The 13,474-nt window shown below is 72.1% G+C and carries 12 protein-coding genes; 8 read left to right on the top strand and 4 right to left on the bottom strand.

What is annotated here, in order from left to right:
* Window positions 1-7: 7 nt before the first annotated feature.
* Complete coding sequence (locus tag ACEZDG_RS02815; protein WP_380501818.1) at window positions 8-1,762, bottom strand: choice-of-anchor P family protein; 1,755 nt, start codon at window positions 1,760-1,762, stop codon at window positions 8-10.
* Window positions 1,763-1,965: 203 nt separating this feature from the next.
* Between ACEZDG_RS02815 and ACEZDG_RS02810 the strand changes: the two genes are divergently transcribed.
* The gene (locus ACEZDG_RS02810) at window positions 1,966-2,817 is read left to right on the top strand and encodes a DUF72 domain-containing protein (RefSeq protein ID WP_380501816.1); all 852 of its coding nucleotides are present in this window, start codon (window positions 1,966-1,968) and stop codon (window positions 2,815-2,817) included.
* A gap of 11 nt (window positions 2,818-2,828) precedes the next feature.
* On the opposite strand, the gene ACEZDG_RS02805 is transcribed toward ACEZDG_RS02810, so the two are convergent.
* Window positions 2,829-3,083: a Smr/MutS family protein gene (locus ACEZDG_RS02805; protein ID WP_380501814.1), complete on the bottom strand. Its 255-nt coding sequence runs from the start codon at window positions 3,081-3,083 to the stop codon at window positions 2,829-2,831.
* Between the two features lie 192 nt (window positions 3,084-3,275).
* Between ACEZDG_RS02805 and ACEZDG_RS02800 the strand changes: the two genes are divergently transcribed.
* Window positions 3,276-4,475, top strand: coding sequence for an FAD-dependent oxidoreductase (locus ACEZDG_RS02800; RefSeq protein WP_380501812.1), 1,200 nt, complete (start codon window positions 3,276-3,278; stop codon window positions 4,473-4,475).
* Entirely contained in the window at window positions 4,472-5,587 is a 1,116-nt protein-coding gene (locus ACEZDG_RS02795) for a hypothetical protein (RefSeq protein WP_380501809.1), read from the top strand. Before ACEZDG_RS02800 ends, ACEZDG_RS02795 begins: the two co-directional genes overlap by 4 nt.
* Here ACEZDG_RS02795 and ACEZDG_RS02790 read toward each other — a convergent pair.
* A complete protein-coding gene (locus tag ACEZDG_RS02790; protein ID WP_380501807.1) occupies window positions 5,573-5,878 on the bottom strand; it encodes a WhiB family transcriptional regulator in 306 nt (101 codons plus the stop codon). The genes ACEZDG_RS02795 and ACEZDG_RS02790 overlap by 15 nt on opposite strands.
* Window positions 5,879-6,003: 125 nt before the next feature.
* Between ACEZDG_RS02790 and ACEZDG_RS02785 the strand changes: the two genes are divergently transcribed.
* On the top strand, window positions 6,004-7,140 hold the full coding sequence (locus ACEZDG_RS02785; protein WP_380501805.1) for an FAD-dependent oxidoreductase: 1,137 nt from the start codon (window positions 6,004-6,006) through the stop codon (window positions 7,138-7,140).
* Here the strand turns inward: ACEZDG_RS02785 and ACEZDG_RS02780 are convergent.
* Complete coding sequence (locus ACEZDG_RS02780) at window positions 7,122-8,285, bottom strand: PfkB family carbohydrate kinase (protein ID WP_380501803.1); 1,164 nt, start codon at window positions 8,283-8,285, stop codon at window positions 7,122-7,124. The genes ACEZDG_RS02785 and ACEZDG_RS02780 overlap by 19 nt on opposite strands.
* Before the next feature lie 218 nt (window positions 8,286-8,503).
* Between ACEZDG_RS02780 and ACEZDG_RS02775 the strand changes: the two genes are divergently transcribed.
* From ACEZDG_RS02775 to ACEZDG_RS02760, 4 genes are all read left to right on the top strand, one after another.
* Window positions 8,504-9,403 carry a carbohydrate ABC transporter permease gene (locus ACEZDG_RS02775; RefSeq protein WP_380501800.1) on the top strand — a complete coding sequence of 300 codons (900 nt, stop codon included), beginning with the start codon at window positions 8,504-8,506 and terminating at the stop codon, window positions 9,401-9,403.
* 11 nt (window positions 9,404-9,414) lie between these two features.
* Complete coding sequence (locus tag ACEZDG_RS02770; protein WP_380501798.1) at window positions 9,415-10,320, top strand: carbohydrate ABC transporter permease; 906 nt, start codon at window positions 9,415-9,417, stop codon at window positions 10,318-10,320.
* Window positions 10,321-10,360: 40 nt separating this feature from the next.
* Window positions 10,361-11,713 (top strand): ABC transporter substrate-binding protein, encoded by a 1,353-nt coding sequence (locus tag ACEZDG_RS02765; protein ID WP_380501796.1) that lies wholly within the window; start codon window positions 10,361-10,363, stop codon window positions 11,711-11,713.
* 133 nt (window positions 11,714-11,846) lie between these two features.
* On the top strand, window positions 11,847-13,331 hold the full coding sequence (locus ACEZDG_RS02760) for a glycoside hydrolase family 36 protein (RefSeq protein WP_380501794.1): 1,485 nt from the start codon (window positions 11,847-11,849) through the stop codon (window positions 13,329-13,331).
* Window positions 13,332-13,474 lie beyond the last annotated feature (143 nt).

Here is a 13,474-nt window from a genome sequence, read left to right as displayed (position 1 = left end):
CGGTGTGTCAGCCCACGGGGCAGCTGTCGGCGGTGGTGAGCAGGGCGGCGGTGCTCTGGCCGACGGTCAGGTGGGTGCCGGTCAGCAGGGTCAGTGACAGGGCGGTGACGGTGATGCCCCGGCCGCCGGCGACGGGGGTCTGCTGGTTGATGACCAGGGACCCGACGAGTGGCAGGTCGATGGTGGTGTTGGGCAGCGGGTCCGCCGCCACCGTGGCTCCGAGCACCCGCAGATGGGTGAGCACGGTCGATCCCTGGACGCTGACCGGACCGGGTCCGCTTCCGGTCAGTACGCTGCGGGCCTGCGCGCTGGTGGTGACCGCGTCGGCGCTGATCACGCCGGCCAGCAGGTTGATCCCCGCGGTCCGGGCATGGGCGGTGGCGGTGCGGGTGCCGTCCTGGTCGATGGTGCCGGCGGCGTCCGTGGTCACGGCGCCCAGGCCGCCCAGGGTGCCGAGTGCCGCACTGACCACGGTGTGGGTGTCACTGCCCGGAGCGGTGGTGCACTCATGGGCGGAGGGGTCGACCGGGCCGACGCCCAGCAGCGGCGAGGTGAGCCTGGCACCGTTGGCGCGGGCGTCGAAGACGGGAGCGGTGAAGGTCACCGAGGCGCAGCCGGGCGGGTCGACGCCGACCTGGTCGGTGATCGCGCCGGCGCACAGCTGGTAGCTGCCGCTCGCGGTGGAGCTGACCTGGACGGTGACGGTGCAGGAGCTCTGCCCGGCGGCCAGGTTGCCGCCGACCTGCAGGGTGCTGCCGTCCGGGCCCGTGGTGGCGTGCCCCGCGCCGCAGGTGGTGGCCGGTGCGGCGGCGGTGGGGGCGAGCCCGGTCGGCAGGTGGGCGGTGAAGGACCAGCCGTTCTTGGCCGCCAGTTCGGTGGTGTTGGTCACGGTGAAGGTCAGCGCGGCCGGCGCACCGACCGGCAGCTGTGCCGGACCGGCACTCAGGTCGAGCTGCGGGGTGGCGTCCAGGAGCCGGATGTTGTCGACGGCGCCGTCGTTGCCGTTGCCGCTGGCCTGGTCGTTGACCAGGCGGATCCCGGCCGTCGACCCGCTGAAGAGGACCGAGCCGTTGCTGGCGTAGGTGCCCACCGAGGTTCCCCCGATGACGGCGCCGGGGCTCTGGCAGACGTCGATGGGCGAGGTCGAGGTGGGCAGCGCGGTGCTGCCGTCCAGCAGGAAGAAGGACAGCAGGGGGTGGTTGGTGAAGCAGTTCTGGGCGGCGGCGTCGACCGAGAAGGTCAGGAAGCGGCCGGTGCTGTGCAGCGGGATCGGCTGGACGGTCTGCAGCTGGGTCAGCCCCGCGCCGGGGTCCCCCTGGGTGTAGGCGGTCACGGCGTGGTTGGTGGCCGGGTCGGCGCCGGACCAGGTGCCCAGGGCCGCAGCCATCTGCTTGGTCGCGGACCAGTAGCCGCCGCAGCCGCTGCCGGGCGGAGGCGTGGCGGGCGCCTGCTGGGAGACCAGCAGGCCGTTGCACCCGGTCAGCCAGGCCGGTGCGGCGGTGTAGGTCTCGGCGAGCGGACCGGCGCCGGTGTAGTCCGTCAGCAGGGTGGGCGGTCCGGCCTGGCCGTTCTCGAAGTCCTCGGTGAAGACGACGGCAGGCGCGCTGGGTGTCCCGGCCTGGCCGGGGGTGTTGGCGTGCGCGGGTATCGGACCGGTCAGGCCGGTGAGGCCGACCGTGGCCAGGGCCGTCAGCGCGGCGACCGCGGTGGCGGCCCGGCGCAGGCCCGGCAGCGGGCTCAGGTGGGTACGGGAGGACGTCACGAGGGATCCCCTGTTCGTCGGTGGTTCCACACGTCCGCGCCGACCGTACGTGGGCGGACGGACGCGCTCCTGCTCACCATCCAGGAGCCGCGCCCCGGGCAGGCCGGCTTCGCGGATTCCGGGACGGCGCACGGAAGCGCGGCCTGCCCGCCCGTATGCCGGGCACGCCCCCGGGCGGCTGGGGGGTCGGTTAGGCTCGGGGCATGAAACTCCACGTCGGATGTGCGATGTGGGCCCACACCGGCTGGCAGGGCCGTCTGCTGCCGCACCCCCTCGCCCCCAGGGAACGCCTGCGTGCCTACGCGAGCTGGTGCAACGCGGTCGAGGGCAACACCACCTTCTACGCGACGCCTTCCGCCGAGACGGTCAGGTCCTGGGCCGAGCAGACCGGGCCGGACTTCCGGCTGCTGCTCAAGCTTCCCAAGCCGATCTCGCACGGGCTCCGACTGGCCGACGCCGACGTCCCGTTGCGCTCCTTCCTCCAGGTGATGGAGCCGCTCGGGCCGCGGGTGCACGCCCTGTGGATCCAGCTGCCGGCCTCCTTCGGCCCCTCGGACCTCGGCACGCTGGCGGCGTTCCTGCACCGGGTGCCGCGCGGGCTCCGCAGCACCGTCGAGGTCCGCCACCCCGCGTTCTTCGAGGACCGGCGCTGGGAGCAGCGGTTGGAGCGGGTCCTCGGCGACGTGGGCGCCGAGTGGACCTCCTTCGACACCACCAGCGTGTTCGCCACCCCGCCGACCAATGAGGCGGAGCGGGAGGCCTGGGCCAAGAAGCCCCGCCTGCCGCGCAGGTCCCGGGCGCTCACCGACCGTCCGATCGTGCGCTACATCGGCCGGGAGGACGCGCGGCGCACCACGGAGGGGTGGCGCCACTGGACCGGCACGATCGCCGACTGGTTGCGCGAGGGCCGTTCCCCCACGGTGTTCATCCACACACCGGACAACGACGACTCACTCGCCCTGGCCCGGCGCTTCCACGACGAGGTCAGGGCACTGGTCCCCGGAGTCGAGCCGCTGCCCGAGCCGCTCCCCACCGGTCCGCCCACCCTCTTCTGACGCACCGTCGGCTACGGACGGGGGTGCAGGTGGACCAGGATGCGTCCCTCGTTGCCCGGAGCCGATTCATGGCCGGCGTGGAGCTTCCTGATGTGCTTCTGGTCGAGAAAGGCCAGCACCCGCCGCTTCAGCTGACCGGTGCCCTTGCCGGGGATGATCTCGACGACGGACTCGCCGGAGCGCGCGGCGGTGAACAGGAACTGGCGCAGGGCGAGTTCGATGTCGCGGTTGTTGCGGTAGATCGGGTGCAGATCCAGGCTCAGCATCCGGCACCGCCGCCGGATGTCGAGGGCCGTTCGTCAACGATCACCGCCCCACCATAGCCCCGCCGCAGGGCGCACGGGGTGCGACTGCCGTTCCACGTGCTTCCGCACGCCGTGGGCGGAGGTGTTCCCGCTGTGCGGCCGTGGGGGAGGAATGCCCCGTCCGGACGGTTCGTATACGTGGGGGTGGTGGGCTTGGGACGGTCGTCCGGGGATGCCGACGTCATCGTCGTGGGCGGTGGGGCCATCGGTCTGGCATCGGCGTGGGAGGCGGCCCGGCGGGGACGGTCGGTGCTGGTGCTGGAGCGCTTCCGGGTCGGCCACGAACGGGGCAGCTCGGCCGGGCTCGAACGGCAGTGGCGGGTCCAGTACAGCGAGGAGTGCTGGTCGCGGCTCGCCCTCGACACCCTGCCGCTGTGGCAGGGGCTTGAGTCCGCCGCGGGCAGGAGGCTGGTCCGTCTCACCGGCAGTCTGTGGTTCGGACGGGTCGGCGTGGCCACCAGCGAGGGAGAGCTGCAGGCAGCCGCGTCCGTCCTGGAGCGGCTCGGCGTCCGGTACGACTGGGTGTCCGCCGCGGAGATCGAGGCGCGTTTCGGCTTCGCCCGGCTGCCTGCCGACCACGAGGGCTTCCACCAGCCGGACGGCGGGGTGATCGACGTCAGGGGCACCCTCGACGCCCTGCACCGGCTGGGCGCGGAGGCGGGGGTGCGGGTCCACGAGAACACCCGGGTCCGCGCCGTGGAGCCGGACGGTGACGGGGTGACGGTCCGTACCGAGGACGGGGTGCACCGGGCCGGGGCGGTGATCGTGAACGCGGGCGCGTTCACCAACGAACTGCTCGGCCCGCTCGGCTGCCCGGTGGACCTCCGGGTCTTCCGGATGAGCTCCGCCTACTTCGACCGGCGCACGGCCGACGTCGACCTGCCCACCTGGTACGCCTTTCTGGAACCCGGCGAGGGCGACGGGGACGGTGCGGACGGTGCGGACGGGGCCAACGGCTCCCTCTACGGCTTCGGGCACAACCCGTGGACCGGCAGTGACGCCGTCCGCGCTGCTCCGGACGCCGAACTGCGGGTCGTGGAACCGGATCCGGCGGTGCCGGGCCCTCCAGACGCGGGCCACCTGGCCGCCACCGCGGCCTGGGTGGGGGAGCACCTGCCCGGTCTCGTCCCGCGGTGCGTCCGGCGGAGCACCTGCCTCGCCTCGCTGCCTGCCGACCCCGGCCGGCAGTTCTACCTCGGATCCTTGGCCGGACAGGTGCAGCACGGGGAGCGTGTGGTGGTGCAGTCAGCAGGATGGGCGTTCAAGTTCGTCCCCGTGTTCGGCCGGATCTGCGCGGACCTCGCGCTGGACGGCCACAGCGGGTTCCACGTCCCCGCGTCGGCGCTGCGGTGACCGGCCGTGCGGTGACCGGCGGCGCGGTGACCGGCGGCGCTGCGTTCGGCGGCGCGGGGGGAGCGGTGCGGGTCAGGCGGTACGCCGGCCCCCGTGGCAGCTCGCTCCATGTGGCGCTCGCCACCGGTAGCCCGGAGCAGCCGCTTCCCGCCAACGGCGGTCTCCGGGTGCGTGCCCACGGCCCCGACGTTCCTCACCCCTGGCCGCTCAGTCGCCGACTCGCCACCGAGATGCTGCTCAAGCACCGGCTCCACCACACCGGCTTCTGGGGAGCCAAGATGGTGGTGACCGGAGCCGAGGCGGTGGACGACGAACTGCTGGCGCTGGTCGCCTCGGTCCTGGACAGCCACACGGGTGCCCTCTACACCGGCGCGGACATGGGAGTGACCGCGGACCAGATGGAACGGCTGTCGCGGATGACCCCGTATGTGCTCAACGCTGTCGGAAGCTCCGTCGAACCCAATTCCGCCACCGCCCACGGAGTGCTCGGCGCGATCGAGGCGTGGGCACGCGGGGCCGTCGCCGGGCTGCGTGTCCTGGTGCACGGCACCGGCAAGGTCGGCGGGGTGCTGGCCGGTGCCCTGGCCGCGGCCGGAGCCATCGTGCTGACCTGCGACACCGCACCCGGCGCCGCCGACCTGCCGGGCTGCCGGGCCGTCCTGGACTGGGCCGCCGAGGAGGTGGACCTGCTGGTGCCCTGCTCGGTGAGTGATCTCATCGACCCGTCGCTGGCGCGACGGCTCCGCTGCGGCGCCGTCATCGGTTCCGCGAACGCCGTCCTGGCCGACGAGGCCGTCACCGCGGACGCCCTGCACCGCAGGGGCATCACCTATCTGCCGACACCCCTGGTCAACGCGGGTGCCGTCATCGTGGACTCGATCGAGCACTACGCACCGCGGGCGTTCCACGAGGCAAGTCCCGAACGGGTGTACACCTTCGTCCGGGAGACGGTACGGACGTCGGCGACGGAACTGCTCAGGTCGGCGGTGGGGTTGTCGCCGACCGCGGCACTGCGCCGGACGCCGCTGCGCGGCCCGGAGCCGGACTCCTTCTGCGGCCTGCGCTTCGCTGCGGCTGCTACTCGCCCTGACCAGTCGTCAGTTGGGCCGTGAGCAGGAAGGTGATCTCGTGGGTGACGCACACTGGTCCATGTCGGCCCGGCTGCGAGCCGCGCGTTGGTGCCGGCGCTTGAGGGAGCGGCGCTCCTCCTCGTTGAGCGCACCCCATATGCCCGACTCCTGATGGCTGTCCACGGCCCACTGCCGACAGGCGGCCAGGACCGGGCACCGGCGGCAGACCTGCTTGGCCGCCTCCTCCTGGAGCAACGCCGTGCCGGTGTTGCCGACGGGGAAGAAGAGCTCGGGGTCCTCGGCACGGCAGGCCGCGCGGTCACGCCAGTCCATGGACGATCTCCTTCTGCGGGTACGGGGGAGGGACCCGCTTCGTCTGTCCCGCTGTGCTGGAACCATGCGTCGAACGACGGTGTCTTCGCAGCCGGGGTCCGGACCTCGGCCAGGGAGGGAATCAGATGCGGGTGGTGATCGCGGGCGCCGGGCTCGGTGGGCTGTGCCTCGCCCAGGGGCTGCGCGGGGCGGGCATGGAGGCTGTCGTCCATGAGCGGGACGCGTCCGTGGGAGCCCGGCCCCAGGGCTATCGGATCCACCTCGACGGCCGGGCCGCCGTCGCCCTGCACGCCTGCCTGCCAACGGAGTTGTACCAGCTGTTCCTGGCCACGGCGAACCGTCCGAGCCACCGGTTCACCGTGGTGACCAAGCGGTTGCGGGAGCTGCACACGGCCGGCTTCCCGGCCTCGGAGCCCACCCGGCCGGAGGAGGTGAACACGGCCGTCGACCGGTCCGTCCTGCGCACGATCCTGCTGTGCGGGCTGGGCGACGCGGTGCGCTTCGGCAGCGAGTACGTCCGCTACGAGTCGTCTGCCGACGGTTCCGTCCGGGCCGTGTTCGCGGACGGGTCCACCGAGGCCGGCGACCTGCTGGTGGGCGCGGACGGGACCGGCTCCCGAGTGCGTGCCCAGTACCTGCCGCAGGCGCAGGTGCCGGACACGGGCGACCGGACCCTGTACGGGCGCGCCCCGCTCACCCCGCAGCTGCGCACCCTGCTGCCGCCGTTCCTGGGGGAGGGCTTCACCGCCGTGGTGGCCTCGCGCCGGCTCGGCATGGCGGTGGGCCTGGTCGACTTCCGCGAGCCCCCGCGGCAGGCTGCCGCCCGGCTGTGGCCCGCGGCGGACTTCGGCGGCGCCGCCCCGTACGCCATGTGGGGCCTGTCGGGGCAGGGGCGGGCGTTCCCGTCCGACGCCCGGATGCGCGCACTGGACGGCCCGGGCCTGCACCAGGTCGCCCTCGACATGGTGCGTCGCTGGCATCCGTCGCTGCGGGCGCTGGTGGAGCACGCCACTCCGGCGGAGACGGCCTATCAGCAGATCAGGGTGGCCCGGCCGGTGGAGCCCTGGCCGGCCACGTCGGTGACCCTGCTCGGTGACGCCGTCCACGCCATGTCGCCGGCCCGCGGCTCCGGCGCGAACATCGCGCTGAAGGACGCCGGCCGCCTGTGCGCGGAACTGACGGCACCCCACGCCGCCGGCTCGCCGGTCCCCGCCGTGGCCCGCTACGAGACCGCCATGCGCGACTACGGCTTCGCCGTCTGAACCGTCCGGCCGGAGGGCGGCGGCGGATGACCGCCGCCGTGGACGCGTTCCAGGCGGCCTTCCTCGTGGAGCTGCTCCAGGTCGCGTCGGACGGTGGAGGTGGAGACACCGAACCGTGCGGCGAGGCGGGTGGTGCCGACCGCGTGCTCGGTGGCCAGCACGGCCAGGATCGCGCGTTTGCGCTGGACCGGCAGCAGGGCGGTGCTGCTCCGCTCCCGGACCGCCTGACGCGGAGTCGGCGGAGTCGGCGGCTCCGTGCTGACCCGGATCCCGTCGAGCGCGGCCAGTGCCTGGTGGGCGGAGGGCTGGCCGGCGGTGCCCCCGGCCCGGCCGGTGGACCGGGCGCCGCAGGCGCAGCCGAAGGCCAGGCTGCCGGGGATGTCGTGGCTGTCCAGCCACCGGGCCAGGAACCCCGCGGTGAAGCTGCCGCCGGCGCCGATCGTATCGACGACGGGGGTACGGGCCGGTCCGACCGCAGTGGTGTACCCCTGGGCGTGCAGGGTTGCCGCACCGTCCGGTCCGCGGGTGACGACGGGGACGCAGCCGTGGCGGCCCAGCTGGCGCATGGCCAGGTCGAGGGTGTCCGTGCCGGTCAGCGCCATGGCCCCGGTCTCGTCGGCGAACAGCAGGTCACCGGCCGTCAGGAGACCCGGAGGCAGGTCCCAGCGCCCGGCGGGGTCGTGGCCGAGGTCCAGGGAGGTGGTGCCGGGGAAGGCGTCGAACACCGCAGGGAGCGCGTCGGCCAGGCGTGGTTGCAGGAAGGGGGAGGCGGCGTGGAGGTGGCCCGCGTCGGGCAGTCGCGCCTGCCGGGGGTCGAAGGCGGGCAGGCAGCCGGGCGCGCTGAGCACGGAGCGGTCGGCGTCCGCGCGGTCCAGCCGGACCGTCAGCGCGGTGGGCAGCGTCTCGTGGCGCAGGCAGCGGCGGATGTCGACGCCGGCGGTGGAGAGCGTGTCGAGGACGAAGTCCCCGGCGGGATCGTGCCCGACCACGGCGACCAGGGCGACCGACAGTCCGAGCCGGGCGGCTCCACGGGCCACGACCGCGGCGGTTCCGCCCAGCGTCAGCGCCCCCGAGGCCGCTGCCGGGGGAGTGCCGCGGAGCAGTACCTCGGGGTGGGCGTCACCGATGACCAGCAGGTCGATCATGCTCTCGCTCCTTCGCGCAGGGCCGCCGTCCGTAGGACTCCGCGAGCCCCGCAGGGAGCATCGATGGAAAGTTTTGGAAAGTCAAGGGTCGGCGAAGCGTTGGCGGGCCCTGGAGGTTATTGCTGCGAGGGGCCTTGACAAGCCTCGGCGAAGAGCCGTTACTTCTCTCCAAGCGATGAGAAGAGAAAGTAATGGAAAGTCGTTTCGAGGGAGTGCTCGTGGCCGGTACGTCGAAGACCCGGAGGAAGGGCCGAGGGGAAGGGCCCGTCGCCCTGCTGTTCCTGGCGCCGGTGCTGCTCGGCTTCGCCGTGTTCTACGTGTACCCGGCGATCCGCGGCGCGTACTTCTCCACGACCGACTACAACCTGCTCTCCGCCCCGCACGGAGTGGGGGCGGCCAACTACTCGGCGCTGCTGCACGATCCGCTGTTCTGGAACTCACTGCGGGTCAGCGCCTACTACGTGCTCCTCAACGTCGGCTCGCAGACCGTGCTGGCGCTGCTGCTGGCGGGGCTGATGTTCCGGCTGACCCGTTCGGTGGCGGTCCGGGTGGTGCTGCTGCTGCCCTGGCTGGTGCCGAACGTCACCGTGGGCCTGCTGTTCCTGTGGCTGTTCGACGCCGATCTCGGACTGGTCAACCATGTGCTGGGCTCCATGGGCTTCGCCACGCACGGCTGGTTCTCCTCGACCACCTGGTCGATGCCGACCATCGCGCTGACCAACACCTGGGCCTACACCGGCTACACCGCGCTGCTGCTGTACGCGGGAATGCTGCAGATCCCGGACCAGATCTACGAGGCCGCGCTGCTGGACGGCGCCGGCGAGATCCGGATGTTCCTCCGGCTCACCCTGCCGCTGATGCGGCCGGTCCTCGCCCTGGTGCTGATCGTCTCGGTGATCGGCTCGTTCCAGATCTTCGACACCGTCGCGATCACCCCCAGCCCCGGCGGACCCGTCAACTCCACCCGGGTCATCTACTACTACATCTACGAACTGGCCTTCAAGCACTTCGAGATGGGCTACGCCAGCGCGGTCGCGATGACGCTGGTGCTGATCCTCGGCGCGCTCACCCTGGTGCAGATGCGGCTGCTGCGCGCATCCCGCTCGGACCTGGCCTAGGAGGCCCGACCATGCCCCGAAACCGCACCCGGCACCCGGCCCTGCGGCTGCCCGCCGGCCGCACGCTCGCCTGGACCGCACTGATCGTGGCCCTGGTGGTCACCGTGTTCCCGTTCTACTGGATGCTGCGCACCGCGCTCACCCCGGCCCACCAACTGCTCACCGACAACACCGGACTGTGGCCGCGGCACCCCACGCTGATCAACTTCAGGCGGGTGATCGGCCTGACCACCCTGGCGCAGAACCAGGCCGCCGGAGGGTCCGGCGCCCAGCTGGACTTCCTGCTGTACCTGCGCAACTCCCTGATCTACTGCACCCTGATCGCCACCGCCCAGACCTTCTTCTGCGCCATGGCCGGCTATGCGCTGGCCCGGCTGCGGTTCCGGGGCCGGGACCTGCTCTTCTCGGTGTTCGTGCTGTCGCTGATGGTCCCGCCGATCTTCACCCTGCTGCCGAACTTCGCCCTGATGAAGGACCTGGGGTGGCTGGGCTCGTTCGCCGGCATGGTCGCGCCCACGTTCCTGATGACGCCGTTCGCGGTGTTCTTCCTGCGCCAGTTCTTCCTCTCCATCCCGAGGGAGATCGAGGAGGCGGCCACGATCGACGGCGCGGGCAAGTGGACCCAGTTCTGGCGGGTGATCGTGCCGATGAGCCGCGGCCCGCTGTTCACCATCGGCCTGATCACCGCCGTCTGGGCCTGGAAGGACTACCTGTGGCCGCTGCTGGTGGGCCCCGATCCCGGCACCAGGGTGCTGACCGCGGGGCTCGGGATCTTTCTGCAGCAGTCCCCGAACACCGCCCCCGACTGGACCGGGCTGATGGCCGGCTCCGTGCTGACCGTGGCCCCGGTCGCGCTGCTGCTGATCTTCTTCGGCAAGCGCCTGGTGGAGTCCATGAGCTTCACCGGCATCAAGTAACCCCCCTCGAACGACACCCTCTCCAATCTAAGGACCCCCGATGAGACGCAACGTCCGCCTCGCGGTCGCCGTGTTCGCCGCCACGCTCCCCGTCACCCTCGCGGCCTGCTCCAGCGGTTCCCCGGCGGCGGCCGGCCCGGTCACCATCAACTACGCGCTGTGGGACAGCGGCCAGCTGCCCGCCTACCAGGCCTGCGCCGATGCCTTCACCGCGGCCAACCCCACCATCAAGGTCAAGATCACACAGACTGCGTGGGGCCAGTACTGGACCAATCTGACCACCCAGATGACCGCCGGCAACGCCCCCGACGTGTTCACCGACCACGTCGCCTACTACCCGAACTTCGTCAAGAACCACCAGATCATGGACATCTCCCAGCAGGTCGCCGCCGACCACGTCGACCTGACGCAGTACCAGACCGGCCTGGCCGAGGCCTGGGTCAAGGACGGCAAGCGCTACGGGCTGCCCAAGGACTGGGACACCATCGCCATCGCCTACAACACCACCATGGCCGCCAAGGCCGGCTACTCCGCCGCCGACCTGGCGAAGCTGACCTGGAACCCCACCGACGGCGGCAGCTTCGAGCAGTTCATCGCCAGGATGACCGTGGACGCCAACGGCCGCAACGGGCTCGACCCGCAGTTCGACAAGAAGCACGTCAAGACCTACGGAATCGAGCTGGCCTACGACGACGGCTCGACCGGGCAGAGCAGTTGGGGCAACCTGGCCGCCTCCAACGGCTTCACCTTCCTGGACAAGAACCCCTTCGGCACCAAGTACCACTACACCGACCCGGCGCTGGCCCAGACCATCAGCTGGGAGGCGAGCCTGGCCGGGAAGGGCTACGCCCCGGCCTACGACAAGAACTCCAGCCTCGGGCCCGATGCGGTGCTGAACGCCGGCAAGGCCGCGATGACGATGACCGGCTCGTGGAACATCAACACCTACATGGGGTCCACCGCCACCCAGAAGTTCGCCTTCGCTCCGCTGCCGGTGGGGCCGCAGGGGCGCAAGACCTTCATGAACGGCCTGTCCGACGCCATCTACACCGGCACCAAGCACCCGGACCAGGCCTGGCAGTGGGTCAAGTTCCTGGGCTCCACCGGCTGCCAGGACATCATCGCCGCCAAGGGCGTGGTGTTCCCCGCGATCAAGACCGACAGCGTCAAGGCCCTGGCCACGCACCAGGCCGCCGGCCAGGACGTCAAGGTCTTCGTGGACGAGGCCTCCGCGCCGGGCGGCACCCTGACCTACCCGGTCACCGACCACGCCGACCAGGTCACCCAGGAGGTGCAGACCGACCTGGAGAGCGTCTGGCTCGGCCAGGCCGGTGCCTCCGACGCGCTGGCCAAGGCCCAGAAGGCTGTTGACGGGTACTTCGCCCAGCCCTGACCGGCCCAGCCCTGACCGGCCCTGACCGGCCCGGCCGCTCCCATGACCCGCGTCGCCGCGACGCACCGTGACCGGGCCGGGGACGTCGTCCCGACCACGACGCCCCGGCCCTCCCGCTACGTGAAGGGACACCATGCCCCACCTCCTGGACCTCGGCCCCCTGCGCATACCGGCGCAGCTCACCGGCCCGCCCCGCGCCGTGGCGGGGGGCCTGCTGCTGCCGCCGGGCCGGGTCGCCCTGCTGCACGGACTGCCCGACGCCCAGGTCTACCGCCACGGCTGGAACTCATGGAGCCCCTCGGGCTGGCGGGCCATGGACGACACGCCGCTGCGCATCGCCAACCCGGTACGCCGCCTCACCGCCGACGACACGGTCTGGGACGAGGAGACCCGGCACCACTCCGCCGCGGTGGCCGCGCTCACCGCGGGCGACGGCAACGTCCTGCTGCTGGGCGCGCTCGGTCTGAACGTGCCGCGGCTGAGCGTGGACCGGGACACCCTGTCCGGCTGGTTCGAGGACGAGGCCGCCGGGGAAGCGCCCTGGTTCTGCGGCTACGGACCGGAGTTGGAGGTCTTCGCCCGCTACGCCGAGCTGCTGGGCGAGCGCCTGGGGCGGACCGGCCGGAAGGCGGGCAATGTGTGGTGCAGCTGGTACGCGTACCACGAGGACATCGACGAGAACACCCTGCACACGGACCTCGAAGGGCTGGCCGGGCTGCCGTTCGACGTGTTCCAGGTCGACGACGGCTGGGAGCACATGGTCGGCGACTGGGGGGCGAACGCCAAGTTCCCCTCCGGCATGGACGACCTCGCCGCCCGCATTACCGCCGCCGGGCTGACCCCTGGCCTGTGGATCGCCCCGTTCATCGCCCGGCCGGACGCGCAGGTCGTCAAGGAGAAGCCGGAGCTGTTCCTCGCCGACCGGGCCGGCGCGCCGGTCCCGGCCGGCTACAACTGGGGCGGACCGTACTACGCCCTGGACGTCACCCTGCCCGAGGCCCAGGACCACCTGCGCCGACTGACCGAGACCGTGGTCGGCTGGGGCTTCCGCTACCTCAAGCTCGACTTCGTCAACGCCGCCGCGATCACCGCCCGGCGCCACGACCCGGCGGTCGGACGGGAGAGCGCGTACCGCGAGGCGATGCGGCTGATCCGCGAGACCGCGGGCGAGGACGTCTACATCCTGGGCTCCGGCGCCCCGGTGCTGCCGTCGATCGGCGTGTGCGACGGCATCAGGGTCGGGCCCGATGTCGCCCCGTTCTGGACCCACTACGCCACCGAGGACCCCTCCGACGCCACCGCGGAGAACGCCCTGGTCGCCTCGGTGAACCGGCTCTGGCTCAAGGGCCTGGTCGAACTGGACCCGGACGTCGCCTACTTCCGCAACCGGCACAGCCTGCTGACGGCGGCGCAGCGGCGGCTGCTGATCGACCTCGCCCATGTCTGCGACTTCCGGGCCACCTCCGACCCGCCCGGCTGGCTCGGCACGGCCGAACGGGCGGTGCTGGCCGACTTCCTGACCTCCCGGCCCGCGGTGCGGCAGTTGGACCGCTACCGGTTCGAGGTGGGGGAGCAGGTCGTGGACTTCACCGCGGCCGCACTGCGCCGCAGCGGCTGAGCGCCGGGGCGCCGGGGCGGCCGGGGGCGCCGCGACAGGGGGGGGACATTCTTCCGGGGTCGGGCCGGATGGCAGCACGCGCACGTTCACTCCGATCGACCAATGGAGGTCGACACGATGCACCAACGCACGAGAACAGTAGG

This window comes from Streptacidiphilus alkalitolerans, assembly GCF_042511045.1.
Taxonomy (GTDB): Bacteria; Actinomycetota; Actinomycetes; order Streptomycetales; family Streptomycetaceae; genus Streptacidiphilus; species Streptacidiphilus alkalitolerans.
Note: the sequence above shows the minus strand (reverse complement) of the source record. Positions and strands in the feature narration are given on the sequence as shown.

Excerpts from the sequence above, each read along its gene's own strand:
- ACEZDG_RS02810 (WP_380501816.1), top strand. The coding sequence starts at position 1,966 with ATGAAACTCCACGTCGGATGTGCGATGTGGGCCCACACCGGCTGGCAG.
- ACEZDG_RS02805 (WP_380501814.1), bottom strand. The coding sequence starts at position 3,083 with ATGCTGAGCCTGGATCTGCACCCGATCTACCGCAACAACCGCGACATC.
- ACEZDG_RS02790 (WP_380501807.1), bottom strand. The coding sequence starts at position 5,878 with ATGGACTGGCGTGACCGCGCGGCCTGCCGTGCCGAGGACCCCGAGCTC.
- ACEZDG_RS02785 (WP_380501805.1), top strand. The coding sequence starts at position 6,004 with ATGCGGGTGGTGATCGCGGGCGCCGGGCTCGGTGGGCTGTGCCTCGCC.
- ACEZDG_RS02780 (WP_380501803.1), bottom strand. The coding sequence starts at position 8,285 with ATGATCGACCTGCTGGTCATCGGTGACGCCCACCCCGAGGTACTGCTC.
- ACEZDG_RS02770 (WP_380501798.1), top strand. The coding sequence starts at position 9,415 with ATGCCCCGAAACCGCACCCGGCACCCGGCCCTGCGGCTGCCCGCCGGC.
- ACEZDG_RS02765 (WP_380501796.1), top strand. The coding sequence starts at position 10,361 with ATGAGACGCAACGTCCGCCTCGCGGTCGCCGTGTTCGCCGCCACGCTC.
- ACEZDG_RS02760 (WP_380501794.1), top strand. The coding sequence starts at position 11,847 with ATGCCCCACCTCCTGGACCTCGGCCCCCTGCGCATACCGGCGCAGCTC.